Source organism: Thiohalocapsa sp., from assembly GCF_022340605.1.
Lineage (GTDB): Bacteria > Pseudomonadota > Gammaproteobacteria > Chromatiales > Chromatiaceae > Thiohalocapsa.
On record NZ_JAJDNQ010000050.1, the window covers coordinates 65632 to 79880 of the forward strand.

At 69.0% G+C, this 14249-nt stretch carries 10 protein-coding genes; 7 read left to right on the forward strand and 3 right to left on the reverse strand.

What is annotated here, in order from left to right:
* The first annotated feature begins 29 nt into the window (after positions 1 to 29).
* Complete coding sequence (locus tag LJE69_RS06595; RefSeq protein WP_296922947.1) at positions 30 to 1997, forward strand: sulfatase; 1968 nt, start codon at positions 30 to 32, stop codon at positions 1995 to 1997.
* Position 1998: 1 nt separating this feature from the next.
* Here LJE69_RS06595 and LJE69_RS06600 read toward each other — a convergent pair whose 3' ends face one another.
* A complete protein-coding gene (locus tag LJE69_RS06600) occupies positions 1999 to 3465 on the reverse strand; it encodes a hypothetical protein (RefSeq protein WP_296922950.1) in 1467 nt (488 codons plus the stop codon).
* 509 nt (positions 3466 to 3974) lie between these two features.
* On the opposite strand from LJE69_RS06600, the gene LJE69_RS06605 reads away from it, so the two are divergent.
* From LJE69_RS06605 to LJE69_RS06630, 6 genes are all read left to right on the forward strand, one after another.
* Positions 3975 to 4541, forward strand: a complete 567-nt coding sequence (locus tag LJE69_RS06605) for a hypothetical protein (protein WP_296922952.1) — start codon at positions 3975 to 3977, stop codon at positions 4539 to 4541.
* Between the two features lie 110 nt (positions 4542 to 4651).
* Positions 4652 to 7360, forward strand: coding sequence for a DNA polymerase I (gene polA / locus LJE69_RS06610; protein ID WP_296922955.1), 2709 nt, complete (start codon positions 4652 to 4654; stop codon positions 7358 to 7360).
* The gene (locus tag LJE69_RS06615) at positions 7357 to 8121 is read left to right on the forward strand and encodes a DUF1275 family protein (protein ID WP_296922957.1); all 765 of its coding nucleotides are present in this window, start codon (positions 7357 to 7359) and stop codon (positions 8119 to 8121) included. Before polA ends, LJE69_RS06615 begins: the two co-directional genes overlap by 4 nt.
* A 204-nt stretch (positions 8122 to 8325) precedes the next feature.
* Entirely contained in the window at positions 8326 to 9012 is a 687-nt protein-coding gene (locus tag LJE69_RS06620) for a hypothetical protein (protein WP_296922960.1), read from the forward strand.
* An 860-nt stretch (positions 9013 to 9872) separates the two neighbouring features.
* A complete protein-coding gene (locus LJE69_RS06625) occupies positions 9873 to 10526 on the forward strand; it encodes a response regulator transcription factor (protein WP_296922962.1) in 654 nt (217 codons plus the stop codon).
* 90 nt (positions 10527 to 10616) lie between these two features.
* Complete coding sequence (locus LJE69_RS06630; protein WP_296922965.1) at positions 10617 to 10850, forward strand: hypothetical protein; 234 nt, start codon at positions 10617 to 10619, stop codon at positions 10848 to 10850.
* A gap of 117 nt (positions 10851 to 10967) precedes the next feature.
* On the opposite strand, the gene LJE69_RS06635 is transcribed toward LJE69_RS06630, so the two are convergent.
* Both LJE69_RS06635 and LJE69_RS06640 read right to left on the reverse strand, forming a co-directional pair.
* Positions 10968 to 13040, reverse strand: a complete 2073-nt coding sequence (locus tag LJE69_RS06635; RefSeq protein ID WP_296922967.1) for a DUF3488 and transglutaminase-like domain-containing protein — start codon at positions 13038 to 13040, stop codon at positions 10968 to 10970.
* Position 13041: 1 nt separating this feature from the next.
* Entirely contained in the window at positions 13042 to 14106 is a 1065-nt protein-coding gene (locus tag LJE69_RS06640) for a DUF58 domain-containing protein (protein ID WP_296922970.1), read from the reverse strand.
* Between the last annotated feature and the right edge of the window lie 143 nt (positions 14107 to 14249).

The following is a 14249-nucleotide window of genomic DNA, read 5'->3' on the forward strand; positions in this document are numbered from 1 at the left end:
CTTACGATATCAGGGTGTATCCCTTATCCATGTCCTCTTTTCCCCCGAGCGCGGACGAGCCGCCGCGGCGCCCGTGCCGGCGAGCCATCGCCGTGCGCCTGTTCGCGCTCGGCTGCCTGCTGGCGGCTGCCGCTGTCTGCCCCGGCGTCCGCGCGACGTCCACCGAGACGCCACCGACCCGGCCCGAGCGGCCGAACATCCTGTGGATCACCAGTGAGGACATGAGCCCGCTGCTCGGCAGCTATGGTGATCCGCTGGCACAGACGCCCAACCTCGACCGGCTCGCCGCGGACGGCCTGCGCTTCGAGCACGCCTACGCCAACTACCCGGTGTGTGCACCGGCCCGCAGCACGCTCATCTTCGGCGTCTACGCCAGCACGCTGGGCACCGAGCACATGCGCAGCTACGAACGGGTGCCGCCCTGGTTCCGGCTGCTGCCGCAGTACCTGCGCATGGCCGGCTACTACACCAGCAACAATGCAAAGACGGACTACAATTTCTACGGCAACTGGGACGCCGCCTGGGACGCCTCCGGCCCGGACGCGCACTACCGCAACCGCCCGCCCGGCCGTCCCTTCTTCGCGGTCTTCAATCTGGAGGTCTCGCACGAAGGCAGGCTCAAGCCCGAGCACATCGCCAAGTTGGTCGAGCAAGGGCTGTTGCCTCGGCAGCCGCGGCTGGACCCGGATCGGATCACGCTGCCACCCTACCAACCGGATCGCCCCGAGATCCGCACCGACTGGGCGCGCGAATACGACTTGATCACGGCGCTGGACGGGCAGGTGGGTGCGCTGCTGGCGGAGCTGGATGCGGCCGGGCTGGCCGATGACACCATCGTCTTCTTCTTCAGCGACCACGGCGGCGCACTGGCGCGCAGCAAGCGCTTCGTCTACGACACCGGCACGCGGGTGCCGCTGCTCGTGCGCATTCCACAGCGCTTTGCGGCCCTGGTGCCCGGGCCGCGCACCGGCGTGAGCGAGCGGCTGGTGTCCTTCGTGGACTTCGCGCCGACGCTGCTCGCGCTTGCCGGCATGCCGTTGCCGCCACAGATGCAGGGGCGCGCCTTCCTCGGCGAGCGCGTGCAGCCGGCGGCGCCAGTGGTGCTGCTCGGCCGCGGGCGCATGGACGAGCGCGACGACCTCGTGCGCGCGGTCACCGACGGCGATTGGCGCTATGTGCGCAACTTCCAGCCGCAGCGCCCGGATGGGCGGCACCTGGAGTTTCCGTTCCGCATGCAGCGCAATTGGTCCGTCTGGCGGGACACCTGCGACGCCGGTGACTGCAACGCGGTCCAGCGTGCGTTCTGGGAGCCGCGCCCCAGCGAGGCGCTGTTTCACACCGCCAGCGACCCCTGGGAGGTGACGAACCTCGCCGATGACCTCGCCCAGGCGGCACGCAAGGAGCGCCTCGCACGGCTGTTGGAACAGCGTCTGATCGACACCCGCGACCTGGGCTTCGTGCCGGAGAGCATGCTGCGGCCCCTCGCCGGCACCGATTCGCCCTACAGCTACGGGCGCAGCGCCGCGTACCCCATCGCACGCATCGTCCACCTGGCGTTGGCGGCCACCGCACGCGAGCCACCGGACGCGGCGCAGCGCGGGCAATTGGCGGCGGCGTTGGCAGACCCGCACCCGGTGCTGCGCTACTGGGGCGTCATGGGCTGCGTGCTGCATCCGGACCTCGCCCGCGTGCAGGCACGACGGCTGCGGGCGCTGGCGGACGGCGACGCCTACAGCGCCATCCGCGCCGCGTCCGCGGCGGCGCTTGCCGGCATCGGCGAGGCGCGGCAGGCGCTGAGCGTTCTGCTCGCGTTGCTCGAGACCGACGACGACATCGCGCGGCTCGAGGTCATGAGCCGCATCGAGGACTTAGGCTGGATCGACCGCGTGCCGCGACCGCTGATCCGGCGCATCGCCGAGGACAAGCACACGCCGCGCAGCGCCCACGTTGCGCAGTATTGGCGCACCAAGCGCGCCTGGATGTTCCTGCCCTGGTGACTCAATAAGGCGACGGTGGCGGCGCCGCCCGCGTGCAGCCGCGGTCGGCGCAGTGCGCCACCTTGAGGTCGCCGTTGGTTTCGTCGTAGTAGACCACCACCGGCAGCCCGTCACGGCCGACGGCCACATCGATGTGCCAGCCGACGGAGCCCTGCGCGTCCAGGGTGACCACGGCGGCGCTGGAGCAGGCTGCGTCCCGGCAGCGCGCGAACTTGATGTCGCTGTTGGTGTGGTCGTGGTAGGCGATCACCGGCAGGCCATCGGCGCCGAGGGCGGTCGCCGGATTGGCGCCCACGGAGCCGGCCGTATCGATGCGGCTGAGTGTGACATCGCTGCACGCGGCATCCGTGCAATGGGCGGTCTTCAGATCGTCACTGAAGAAGTCCCAGTAGGCGATGAAGGGCAGGCCCGCGGCATCCAACAGCAGGTCGGTGCCCATGCCGACGCCGCCGAGGTCCAGGGCGACGGCGTCGGTCTCGGTGCAGCCGCGGTCCAGGCAGCGGGCGAACTTAAGGTCGCGGCGGCTGGCGTCGAAGTAACTCAGCACCACCATGCCGTCGGGTGCGATGGCGATGGCGTTGTGCCAGCCCACGTCGCCGGCGGTGTCCACCGGCCGCAGCGCGGCGCTGCTGCAGGCGGTATCGCGGCACAGGGCCACCAGCAGGTCGCTGTGGCTGCTGTCGTAGTAGCTGATTACCGGCAGGCCGTCGTCGGCCACGGCGATGTCCACGAACTTGCCCGCGTCGCCGGAGGCGTCCACCTCGGCGATGTCGGTCCGGAAGCAGCCGGCATCGCGGCAGCGGGCCGCCTTGAGCACGCCCGTTTCGCTGTCGAAGTAGGCGATGATCGGCAGGCCGTCCGCGCCGATGGCGAGGCCGATGGTCCAGCCCACGTTGCCCGCGGGGTCCACCACGGCGTGGCTCGCGCTGCTGCAGGCGGTATCCGCGCAATGCGCGACCTTCAGGTCACGGTTGCCGTAGTCCAGGTAGGCCACCACCGGCAGCCCGTCTGCGCCGATGACGATGGCGGGCGACCAGCCCACGTCGCCGACATCATCCAGCACGCCGAGCCGGTTGAAGCCGCCCGCCGGCTCCGGCGGTGGCGTCGGGGCCGGACGCTTGGCGGCGGCGCCGAGCTGCAGGCTGAAGGCATCGAAGCGCGAGCGGTCGTCGCCGGCCACCACGCGCAGGATGTGGCTGCCCGGCCCCACCCCGGGTGGCAGCGGGCCGGCCTCGATGAAGTTCTGCGTCGCCCGGCGCACGGTCAGCGGCATGTTGTCCAGGGTCACGGTGGGCAGGCGTAGCCCGAAGTGCTCGCCCTTGACGTGCAGGACCTTGCTCTGTGGTTCCAGGCTCGCGCCGAGGATGATGAGCTGCGGGTTGTCCAGCCAGTTGTAGCTCTGCCCGCCCGCGGCGGCGGGCAGCATTCCGAGCATGGCAGAGAGCAGGATCGACAGCAGCCGCGGCATTGGGCGTGACAGGGCAGTGGCGAACAAGGGGCGCGGGCCGGCGCGGTTGTTCGGGTTGGCAGTTCTGGCCGGTGGCGGTGCCGCGGCAGTGGCCGCCCCTCGCCGCGACCGGGCGCAGCGGCGGCGCGCGGACCGATATAGATGGATGGTAGCACTGGCCTCGACCGCATCCCTGGACGCGGTGCACGTTGCCCGACATTGATCCCCCGGCGGGCGGCATCGGACCCGAAATTGGGTTCGGCGTCACGCTTGATCCGCGGTCGGCGGATGCGCCGTGTTGGAAGCGGCCGCCGCACTGGAACCGATCATCCGAGTTGGTCCGCCGACCGGTGGCGCACCGCGCTGTCGAGGGGACATTGCCGCGAGCATTCCAGTTCCGCCGGCACACGCCCGCTTCGTTGATCGGGGTACTGGCACCCTGGAATTCCACCATTGACTTTCTGGACAAATACGATCCGATCCCTCAATATTATTAGGTCATTCCCAGCCACCGTCACGGAGCACCGATCATGACCGACGCCCGTCTGCTGCGCCGCCACCGCGCCTACTTCAACGGATGGGCACAGGCCTTCGGCCGCCATGAGCTGCTCCGCGACGGCGAGCAGGGATTGCGCTGGCTGCTGGGCGAGGGGCAGCTCGGGCTGATCCTGGACCCGACCATCCGCGCGCGGCTGCGCGGCGGCGACGAGCAAGGGCTGGGCGGGCTCCTCGCCGACGAGCTGCGCGCGCCCGCCGCCCAACCCGCGGCACCGCGGCCGCTGCGCCGGCTGGGCGTGGCGATTACACCGCTGGCGTTGGTGGACGTGGGCAGCGAGACACTGCGGTTCGGCAGGCTCACGTTGCGCCGCTGTCCGGCTGCGGTCATCGACGCCGTGCGCAACCTGCTGGATCAGGGCACGGATCTGCACCTGTACGAGACCTATCATCTGATGTACCCGAGCGGGACGCGGATCCTGACACTCTCGCACCGCTCGCCCATGGGGCTCGTCTACCGCGAGCTGGCACCGGCACTGATCCGCTCGGCGCCCGTGGCGCGACCGGCCGCCGTGCAGCTTCCCCAGGCCGCGTGCGCCTAAGTCTCCGCGCCTGATTCTCCGGTTTTGATTTCAGCCGCGCGGCCGCCGCCGCGCGCGCTCCAACACCCCGTGGTACGGTTGGCGCTTTGCCGCCGCCGACCACAACGCCCATGCCTGACCGGTACCCGCTCGTCCTCGTGGACGCCTCCGGCTATCTGTTCCGCGCGTACCACGCCCTGCCCAAGCTGACCAACTCCCGCGGCGAAGCCACCGGCGCGCTGGTGGGCGTGCTCAACATGCTGCGCAAGCTCATCGGCGAGCAGCAGCCGGAGTACATCGGCGTCGTCTTCGACGCTTCCGGGCCCACCTTTCGGGATCGCATCTACACCGAGTACAAGGCCAACCGGCCGCCCATGCCGGACGACCTGCGCGAGCAGCTGGCGCCGCTGAAGGAGGTCATCCGCGCCATGGGCCTGCCGCTGCTGGAGGTGCCGGACGTGGAGGCCGACGACGTCATCGGTACGCTGGCCCGGCGCGCCGCCGCCGCCGGCCTGCCGACGCTCATCTCCACCGGCGACAAGGACATGGCACAGCTGGTGGACGAGCACGTCACGCTGGTCAACACCATGTCCGACACGGTGCTGGATGCGGCGGGGGTCGAGGAGAAGTTCGGCGTGCAGCCCCGGCACATCGTCGACTACCTGGCGCTCATGGGCGACAGCATCGACAACATCCCCGGCGTGCCCAAGTGCGGCCCCAAGACCGCCGCCAAGTGGATCAGCGAGTACGGCGACCTCGACGGCGTCATCAGCAACGCCGACAAGGTCAAGGGCAAGATCGGCGAGAGCCTGCGGGCGACCCTGGAGCAGCTGCCTCTGTCCCGCGCGCTCACCACCATCAAGACCGATGTGGCGCTCGACTTCGGCCCCACGGACCTGACGCCGGGTGAGCCGGACGCAGAGCTGCTGCGCGGCTGGTACGAGCGCATCGAGTCCAAGCGGCTGCTCGCCACCCTGAACGGCGACGGCGGCGAGGCCGACGCTGGCGCCGCCAAGCCGCCGCCCGAGTACGCCGTGGTGATGGACGCGCAGGCGCTGGATGCCTGGATCGACAAGCTCAGCGCGGCGCCGTTGTTCGCCTTCGACACCGAGACCACGGCCCTCGACTACATGCGGGCACAGATCGTCGGCGTGTCTTTCGCCGTCGACGACGAGGGGGCCGTCGCGGCCGCCTACGTGCCCGTCGCGCATACCTGTCCGGGTGCGCCGGATCAGCTCGACCGGGCCTTGGTGCTCGGCAGACTGAAGCCGCTGCTGGAGGACCCGCAGCGCCCCAAGGTGGGCCAGAACCTCAAGTACGACATGAGCGTCTGTGCGAACCACGGCGTGGCGCTCGCCGGCATCGCCCACGACACCATGCTGGAGAGCTACGTGCTGGACAGCACCGCGACCCGGCACGACATGGACTCGCTGGCCAAGAAGTATTTGGGCCACGACACGATCCACTTCGAGGACATCGCCGGCAAGGGCGCCAAGCAGCTCACCTTCGACCAGATCCCGCTGGAGCAGGCCGCGCCCTACGCGGCCGAGGACGCCGACGTGACGCTCCGCCTGCACCGGGCGCTGTGGCCGAAGGTGGAGGCCATTCCGAGCATCGCATCGGTCTACACGGACATCGAGATGCCCTTGGTGCCGGTGCTCTCGCGCATGGAGCGCACCGGTGTGCGCATCGACGCCGACGAGCTCCGCGCCCAGAGCGCGGACCTCGCCGAGCGCGCGCTGGACCTCGAGGAACGCGCGTACGCCGCGGCGGGGCGCAAGTTCAACCTTGGCTCGCCGAAGCAGATCGGCGCCATCTTCTTCGACGAGCTGAAGCTGCCGGTCATCGCCAAGACGCCCAAGGGCGCCCCGTCCACGTCCGAGTCGGTGCTGGAGCAGCTCGCCGCCGACGGCTACGAGCTGCCGCGGCTGATCGTCGAGCACCGCGGGCTCACCAAGCTCCGCTCCACCTACACCGAGAAGCTGCCGGCGCTCATCAACCCGGACACGGGCCGGGTGCACACCAGCTATCACCAGGCCGTCGCCGCCACCGGCCGGCTGTCGTCATCCGACCCCAACCTGCAGAACATCCCCATCCGCAGCGAGGACGGCCGGCGCATCCGCCGCGCCTTCGTGCCCGAGCCGGGCTTCAGGATGCTGGCCGCGGACTATAGCCAGATCGAGCTTCGCATCATGGCGCACCTCTCCGGCGACGCCCGGCTGCTCGCCGCGTTCGAGGCCGGACAGGACATCCACCGCGCCACCGCCGCCGAAATCCACGGCTTGCCGCCAGACCAAGTCACCGCGGACCAGCGCCGCAGCGCCAAGGCCATCAACTTCGGCCTCATCTACGGCATGTCCGCCTTCGGCCTCGCCCGCCAGCTCGGCATCGAGCGCGGCGTAGCGCAGGAATACGTCGACCTCTACTTCACGCGCTACCCTGGCGTGCATGAGTTCATGGACCGCATCCGTGCCCAGGCCCGCGCCGACCGCTACGTCGAGACCCTGTTCGGCCGCCGCCTTTACCTCACCAATATCAACCACAGCAACAACCAATTGCGCAACGCCGCCGAGCGCACCGCCATCAACGCCCCCATGCAGGGCACGGCCGCCGACATCATCAAGCGCGCCATGATCCGGGTGGACCATTGGCTCCAGACCGAGCAGCCCCCGGTGCGCATGATCATGCAGGTCCACGACGAGCTGGTGTTCGAGGTCGCCGCCGACGCCGTCGACACTGTCGCCTTGCACGTCAAGGGCATCATGCAGGGGGCGGCCGAGCTGAAGGTGCCACTGATCGCCGACACCGGCATCGGCGACAACTGGGAGGAAGCGCATTGATCGGCGGCGCCTCCGGAAGGGCGGACCCGCAGGTCGGCACCCTCGGCTGGCGCCAGGTGGTCTCGCCCTGGCTGTTGGCCATCGCGGGGGGCGGCGTGGATGCGGTGGTCCTGCTCGGCTTCAACGTGCTGACCGCGGCCCAGACCGGCAATACGATCCTGCTGGCGGTGGCCTTGGCGCGGGGCGATGCGGTCGGCGGCACCAGCGCCGCGCTGTCGGTACTGGCCTTCCTGTTTGGCGTGTCACTCGGCGCCCTGCTGCTTGCCCGGGGAGCGGCCAACCGTGCGCCGGCGCTGCCGACCCTCCTGATCGAGGCGCTGTTGCTGCTCGGATTGCTCGGGTTTTGGATTGGCGTCAAGCCCTTGGACCGCCACGAGGCGCTGGGCGTGATCGCCCTTGCGGCCCTGGCGATGGGTCTGCAAAGCGCCCTGGCCCTGCACCTGCGCGGCCCCACCACCACCTATATGACCGGCACCCTGACCGCCTTCGGCACCGGCCTCGTCGAACGGTTACAGGCGCGCCGACGGGCGTCGCGTGGCGCGGCGCTGGACCAAGCCGGCGGCCAGCCCGCGGGCACCTCGCCCTGGCGCAGTGGCCTCACATGGCTGTTGTACCTGACCAGCGCGATCGGCTGCGGCGTCTTGTTCCTGCACTTCGACGTGCTGGCCCTGCTGGTTCCGGCCGCTGCCGTCGGCCTGGTGGTGCTGCTTCAGCTCCAGACCGACGCTCCCGTATCCAAGCAGGCGCGACGGTCTGGGTAGCGGCTACGGTCCCGCTGGTCGCGCGCACCCCGAACCGGAGCCCTGGAAGGCGCGGAAGCCGGGACCGGCGCCGCTTTCTGCACCGCCTGGTTCGCACCACGGGGATGTCTCGAGTCGCGACAACGCGCTGTGACCGAAATACCGCATTTCGGACACGGGAGGCGCTGTAGAATGTAGGGGTTATCAAGAATCGCACGCGCATGTGTGCCGGATGACCAACGGGGGCAACCGGTGAGCAAGACGATAGAAGAACGCCGGCAGGCGCTGAGGCGTCGGAAGCATCGCAGACGCGCCGGCATCAACGACCTTTTCATCACGTTGGCGATCGTCAGCGTGGTGGTTGCCTTGACTGCCGTGGCAATAACGTTCTCGCTTGGCCCGAAGCCTGAGCCGACGTCTCCGGTGGCGGCCGCTGCCGGTCCTAAGCCCCACGACCGAGGGGCGCCGACGGCAAAAGGCCCTCGGGACTTGCCCGAAGAGGATGCTCGCGCATGGGCACAGACCTCCGCCCCAGACGGCAGGCAACAGGTCGGCAGGCAACAGGTCGGCAGGCAACAGGTCGGCAGGCAACAGGTCGGCACGAACCCAGTCGGCACGTCCGCAGCCGGCTCACCGCCAGTCGGCACGCACCAGCTCGGCCAACTGCCGGATGACGTCGCCGCCTCACTCGAGGCTGCCGGCAACAACGTACTGCCGGCTCAGGCGGGAGCTTCCACGACCCTGGATCTGAACGCGGCGGCGCAATTGCAGAACAAGCTGAAGCAGGCGCAGGAGCAACTGGACGCGCTGGGTGGGTCGCGCACCGGACCGCTGCCGGAGGAAGACCCCGCCGCCCTGGAGCAGTTGCCCCCCGACATTCGCGAGCTGTACCGGCGGCAACTGGGCCGATAACGCGTCTCCGGTGTCACATTCCAAAATGACGCCTCGCAAGTTCACCGTGGTGGATCTCCCAGACTGAACGGAGAACAGGACCGACCTTGGGTCTATATCTTTACCGAATTCCCGGGTTGTGATGGCTCCATACGCAACATTGCTTTAGCGCTTCCCCACCACACCGCGCACACCTTCCACTTGGGAAAGCATGCCGCAGATCGGTCGGATTCATCCACCCGAGCAGTTCTCCTCGCGGCACCTCTAGGAACACGCTGATTATTGGCCATGCTTGGCCAGGTTCGGCACGGCATTCGAGAACGCCGTTGCCGAATGCCCGCATTTTCAGCACCTTGCCGGCATCGAGCATGTTCCGACATTCCCCCCGCTGGGCGCTGCCGAGTACGCGGCGTCTCCCTAGCCAGCTATACCGGCCCTTCCTAGTACACATAGTGCAGACCCGGAGTTTGCTTCAGAGGCCCACTTAGGTCCCATTCTGCGGGGTACCTAACGGGCAATAGGCGCGAGATCAATAGTCGCATGGGCGCGTCTACGCCACTATACATGCTACGAAGCGGATGCAGGCACGGGGGACGCACCGTCAGCGGGTATCCGGGACGGTGAGGAAGAGTGGTCTGACCATGTCGGCGGGGGCAAGGAGCAAACCGAGCCGCGTCCTCAATGCTCCTGGCGAGGGAGATTGCTGCCAAGGACGGCGTGGCGCAACGCTTCATAGAGCGTGGTGGAAAGGCTGAAAAGCCGCATTAGAACAGGCCCGCGTACGGGTCGGCATGCGAGGCAATCCGAAGCTTGCCGTCCCGCGCGTGGAATCGGGGTCCAGGACCACGGTTTGGCATTGACGCACTGCAAGGGACAATTCCATGGCTAATCGACCGAGCCGCATTCTTATCGTTGACGATCATCCGGTGGCACGCGCCGGTCTGCGCAGCATCATTGCTGATGAACCAGATCTCTCTGTCTGCGGGGAGGTGGGTAGCATCCGGGATGCTCTCGAGGTGGTGCGGACCGCGGCGCCCGATCTGGTGCTTGTCGATATTTCGTTGCAAGACGGGAGTGGCATCGACCTCATCAAGCGGCTGAAGGTGCACAACCCGGAACTCAAGATGCTGGTGTGCTCTATGCACGAAGAGTCGCTGTTCGCCGAGCGTGCCATCAACGCCGGCGCCCGCGGCTACGTGAACAAGCATCAGGTCACCGAGCAGGTGCTGGAGGCGATTCGCCAGGTGCTAGCGGGCCGAATCTATCTCAGCGAGAAGATGGTGGAGCGCGTCATCAACGGCTTCGCCAAGAAGAAGGAGGGCGGCGCATCGAGCATCGAGGACCTGAGTGACCGCGAGCTGGAGGTCTTCGGCCTCATTGGCCAGGGGATGTCCACCTCGAAGATCGCCGAGCGGCTGCACTTGAGCGTCAAGACCGTCGAATCCCACCGCGAGAAGATCAAGCGCAAGCTCGGACTTGCCACCAGCGGCGAGCTGGTGCGCCACGCGGTGCAGTGGCACATGGAGCAGTCTTGAGGCGCGATGGCGGGCATGTCCACGCATGCCAAGGGACTGCTTTTTTCAACACGCGAGCTTTCCAACATGCAAGCCACGAGAACCGACCCAATGTCGCTGAACGTCCATGACTGCTCACCCAGGGAAAAGGCGGTTTTTCATGATACGCTGAGTGGCTTGTATCGCTTCTGGCGGCTCACTGACGGGCGCTGGTTCGTCGTCTGTTGGGGCGGTACCGTGACTTGGGCTGGCATCGGCAGGGATTGTGGAACGGCCGCAGACGTCATTGTCGACGCTTGGCACAATGACGCGAAGCGGGAATTGAACAAGCACTATGATGCCTGAGAGGCAAGGGGACCTTGAATTATTCGACGTGTCCGCAAGCCTCGCATCGTTGAGCGGAAATCCAACAACCGCGGGCATGTCGAAGCGATTGCAAGCGGTCAACCGCTCTGTCCGGGTTCAATGCAGATTGCGCACGGCGCGGCGCAGCCGGCCGAGCAGGTCTGGTCCGGCGCTGCTGCCCGCATACCGCAACCGCACATAGGCATCGACCACGGGTTCGGCCGCGGCGACGAGCTCCGGCCGGGCGGCGGCGAGCCGGGCGAGGTGGTCCAGCGGCCCCTCATCCGGGCGCTTGGTGAGCTCGGGATCGATCCGCCGCAGCCGCCGCTGGAAGTCGGCGTAGGCGGCGACGACGGGGTCGGCGGCCCCCGGTGGGCGGGCGAGCCAAAGGCCCCAGGCGAGCATGACGACTGCGCCGGCCAGCGCCATGACGGCAACAAGGCCGATGTCCCGGAGCGGGCCGAGGCCGATGTTGGCGAGCAGTCGCTGCTGCTTGAAGTGGGAGAAGTCCGCCACCCATTGCTGCCATGCGGCGTCGAAGGCGTCGGCGGCGAGGCGCAGGTTGTAGAGCAGGCGGCCGAGGGAGGATGTGTGGTCCAGGCGGAAGCGCGCCGGTGCGCCGGCACCGAGGCGGGCGAATTCGCCTTCCGGGTCCACGCGATTGGCGGCGACGGCGGCGGTGGGATCGACCCGCGTCCAGCCTCTGCCGTCCAGCCAGACCTCGGTCCAGGCGTGGGCCTCGGACTGTCGGATCAGATAGTCGTCGCTGTAGGGGTTGCGCTCGCCACCCAGGTAGCCGAGGACGATTCGGGTCGGGATGCCGGCGATGCGCATCAGCAGGGTGAAGGCCGCCGCGTAGTGCTCGCAGAAGCCCGCCCGGGCCTCGAACAGGAACGTATCCGCGGCCTTCTCGCCCATGTCGGGCGCCAACAGCGTGTAGCGGAACGGTTGCTGGTTGAAATACGCGAGCGCCCGCTCAACGACGGTCTCGGCGGGCGGATCATCGGCGGTCCAGCCGGCCACAAGCGCACGCATGCGCGGTGTGACCTTGTCCTCGGGTAGTTGGGTAGCCGCGGCCTCCTCCTCCAGTGTCAGCCCGGCGGCGCGGTAGGACAGTGCGGAGCGCAGCCGAAACAGGCGCCGCTCGTCGATGGGCCGGTCGGCGAGCACCTGCAGGTCTGGGGTCAGGGTGGCGCCGCGGGGTGCGCCGATGGGGCCGTCGAGGGCCGTGATCCAGCGCTGGTCGCTGGCTTCCAGCAGGGCCGTGTAGCCGATGGGCTCGGAAATGGGCGCGACGTCGACGGTGGCCTCCGGGAACTCACCGTGCCGCGCCGGCTCGAAGCGGTTGCCGCGCGCGTGCCAGAGCACCGGGCCGCGCCAATACATGCGGTCGACGACGATGGGGGGCGGACGGTCGAAGTGCACCCGCATCGCGTCCTCGCCGGAGATCACCAGGTCCGTCACCGAGCCCGGCTCCAGCCAGTCCTTGAGGCCGGTGACGGCGTTGGGGTTGTCGAGCCCGAGGTTCCACAGCGGCGCGTCGAGCCGCGGGAAGAACACGAACAGCACCAGTGCCAGCGGCAGCGCCTGGAGCGCCATGATGGTGGTGCTGCGTAGCCCCTCCCGCACGCGCGCCGGCGCCGCGGGTGGGTGCACGGGCAGACCCAAATCCCGCAGCAGCCCGAAGCCTGCCACCAGCAGCCCGGCGAGGAATGCGAGCCGCCAGGGTGAGTCGCCGAACAGGCACTGCACCACCAGCAGGAAATAGAACACCAGCAGCAGCACGCGCAGGTCGCGCAGGCTCCGCACCTCCAGCAGCTTCAGCGCCACCATCGACAGCAGCAGCGCCGTGCCGGGATTGCGACCCCAGATGCTGTGGTAGGCGTCCAGGACGTTGGCGCCGCCGACGACGGTGAGCAGCGCCAGCACCGCCATGCCGGGGCGCCACCGCGGCCAGCGGATGGCGACGCCGCGCAGCACCAAGATGCCGACGACGAAGGCACCCACCTGGCGGTCCAGCTCCGGCAGCAGCGGCAGGGTACACAGCGCGATCAGGGTCGTCGCGGCGATGAGTTGATGGCGGTCCGGGGTGTCGGCCGGCGACGGTTCGCCGCGGCGGCGCCGATCGGCGCGGCGGGCGCCGGCGATGGAGGGGAACTTGCGCAAAAGGCGCCAGGCCGGTGCGCGCATCCTAGCCTCCGCGCTTGCGCGCGTGGTCAGCGGACTGAAGCTCGCGTGCCTCCGGCGGCGCCTGCGGGCGGTGTCCCGGCGAGAAGCGTGCCAGCGCTGCGAGGCAACGGTGCTTGTGCCGGCCGCCGCGGTCGTAGTCGATGCTCATGCCCGGCAGGCGCAGGCCGTAGCTGCAGCTCAGCGCATCGGCGTCCAGCACCTGGCGCGCGAGCACGGACAGGCGCTGGTCCGGGTCGGCGCCCGGCACCGCGTCCCAGTCCACGCGCACGCGCGCCGACTGGTCGCCGCCAAACTGCTTGACGATGAGCCCGCGCTCGCGGGCGTATGCCTTCCAGTCCAGCTGCCTTGGCGAGTCGCCCGGCTGGTAGGCGCGGGGGCCGACGAAGTCCTCGGCACCGGTGCCGAGGTCGCCGCGGCCCTGTTGGTCGAAGTGCGCGATCAGCGGTGGCTGCGGTGCCCGTGACGCGGGCTTGGGGTACACCAGCACCTCCGCGCGCGGGCGCAGGACCGTCCAGGCGCGGAACAAACCGAACGGGTAGCGAGTCTCCAGCACCACGCGCTCCAGCGGCATCGGGCCGCGCTGGCGCGCCGGGCGACTCAGCGCCGCCCGGGCCTCGCCGCCGGCGGTGAGCGCGAAGGCCGGTCCGTCGGTGATGCGCAGCTGCGGCCGAGGCTTCTGCCGATGCTCCTGCACGAGCACCGGGAAGCGCGCCGTCTCGCCGGCGAACACCGGCAGCCCGTCGCGCGCCTGCACCGTGAGCCCCAGCAGCTGGAACCAGCAGTGGTGCATGCCCACGAGGGCGATGGAGACCATCAGAAAGCTCAAGAACAAACCGAGATTGTTCTGGTAGTTGAGCGCGCCCAGCAGGGTCGCGAGCATCACCGCGGCGTAACTGAGTCCAGCCCTGGTGGGCAGGATGTAGATGCGGCGGTGATGGGTCGCGGCGGTGGCCGAGTCGGGCGCCTCGCCGCGCCGGCGCAGGCGTCGAGCGGCTCGCGCCAGGGTCGCCTGCAGGCCCGCCGCCAGAGGGCTTCGGCCGTCGGCTCGGATCGCGCCTACGTGCACGGCCGACTGACGTGCGCCCTCCCCGGGGGCCGACCGAGATCGGCGTGCCCGGGGAGCGGTGGCGCTGGATCGGGTGCTCGGCGGATTGGGCATGCGCACTGAGAGATACAGGGAGAGGCAGGCGACAACGCTGCCGGTGCTCG

Coding starts and splice junctions, on each gene's coding strand:
- LJE69_RS06630 (WP_296922965.1), top strand. CDS start 10,617: ATGTCGCTGAACGTCCATGACTGCTCACCCAGGGAAAAGGCGGTTTTT.
- LJE69_RS06635 (WP_296922967.1), bottom strand. CDS start 13,040: ATGCGCGCACCGGCCTGGCGCCTTTTGCGCAAGTTCCCCTCCATCGCC.
- LJE69_RS06600 (WP_296922950.1), bottom strand. CDS start 3,465: ATGCCGCGGCTGCTGTCGATCCTGCTCTCTGCCATGCTCGGAATGCTG.
- polA (WP_296922955.1), top strand. CDS start 4,652: ATGCCTGACCGGTACCCGCTCGTCCTCGTGGACGCCTCCGGCTATCTG.
- LJE69_RS06595 (WP_296922947.1), top strand. CDS start 30: ATGTCCTCTTTTCCCCCGAGCGCGGACGAGCCGCCGCGGCGCCCGTGC.
- LJE69_RS06605 (WP_296922952.1), top strand. CDS start 3,975: ATGACCGACGCCCGTCTGCTGCGCCGCCACCGCGCCTACTTCAACGGA.
- LJE69_RS06625 (WP_296922962.1), top strand. CDS start 9,873: ATGGCTAATCGACCGAGCCGCATTCTTATCGTTGACGATCATCCGGTG.